This window comes from Methylobacterium sp. WL103 (genome assembly GCF_008039885.1).
Lineage (GTDB): Bacteria > Pseudomonadota > Alphaproteobacteria > Rhizobiales > Beijerinckiaceae > Methylobacterium > Methylobacterium cerastii.
Genome location: NZ_VRUX01000894.1, coordinates 1 through 1,261, shown reverse-complemented (window position 1 = coordinate 1,261; position 1,261 = coordinate 1). Strand labels below are relative to the sequence as shown.

Below are 1,261 nucleotides of genomic sequence, written 5' to 3'. Positions count from 1 at the left end.
GCCTGGAACACCAGGGCGCCGTCGCGCTCGGCGTCGGCGATGCCGCGGATGGTCGAGCCGCGCACCACCGTGCCGGGATAGCCGGCCGCCGCCATCACCACGGTGAGCGCCGCGCGCGAGGCGTCGAACTCCAGGCTGACGCCGGCGAGGTCGCCGTCGCAGGCCGAGAGCAAAGCGGGGACGAGGTCGGAGGCGAGGCGCGGCATCAGCACCTGCGCCTCGGGGTCGCCGAAGCGGGTGTTGTACTCGATCAGCTTCGGCCCGTCCGCGGTCAGCATCAGGCCGGCATAGAGGATGCCGGTGAACGGCGTGCCGCGCGCGCGCATGCCGTCGAGCGTCGGCTGGATGATCGTCTCCATCACGGTCCGCTCGATCGCCGGGGTGACGATGCCGGCCGGCGAGTAGGCGCCCATGCCGCCGGTGTTGGGGCCGCGGTCGCCGTCGAAGACGCGCTTGTGGTCCTGCGCGGTGCCCATGGCGATCGCCCGGGTGCCGTCGCACAGGGCGAAGAAGCTCGCCTCCTCGCCGAACAGGCACTCCTCGATCACCACCTCCGCGCCCGCATCGGCGAACAGCGCCCGCAGCGCGCCCTCGGCCTGCTCCACCGTCTCGGCGACGGTGACGCCCTTGCCGGCGGCCAGGCCGTCGGCCTTCACCACGATCGGGGCGCCCCTGGCGCGCACGTAGGCGAGCGCCGGGTCGAGGGCGGCGAAGCGGCCGTAGCCGGCCGTCGGGATGCCGCGCTCGCTGCACAGCGCCTTGGTGAAGCCCTTCGAGCCCTCGAGCTGCGCGGCGGCCCGGGTCGGCCCGAAGGCGCGGATGCCGGCCCGGGTCAGGTCGTCGACGAGGCCGGCGACCAGCGGCGCCTCCGGCCCGATCACGACGAGGCCGACGCGCTCGGCCTCGCAGAAGGCGCGGACCGCGCCGTGGTCGGCGACGTCCAGCTCCGGCCGGTTCTCGCCGTGTCGGGCGGTGCCGGGATTGCCCGGCGCCGTGAACAGGCGGGTGCAGAGCGGGCTTTTCGCAAGGGCGTAGGCGAGGGCGTGTTCGCGGCCGCCGTTGCCGACGAGGAGGATGTTCATGGGATCAGGGTGTTCCCGAAATCCGGGACCGGGGAAAGGGTCCTATCGCACGAAGGTGCGCGTCGTGCACCGGATCCACCGTCGTGCGGCGGGCTTTGACCTCGCCGCCGCGTCCGCATAGCACTTCGGCCATGCCCCTGGTCGGGCCCCGCGGCGCCCGCGGGTGGGGGGGGGCCGCG

The 1,261-nt window shown here is 74.3% G+C and carries 1 protein-coding gene; it reads right to left on the bottom strand.

Going from position 1 to position 1,261, the window contains the following annotated elements:
• The coding region (gene purD / locus FV222_RS26510) for a phosphoribosylamine--glycine ligase (protein ID WP_147816100.1) at nt 1–1,082 on the bottom strand (1,082 nt) is incomplete at its 3' end.
• Nucleotides 1,083–1,261: the final 179 nt, after the last annotated feature.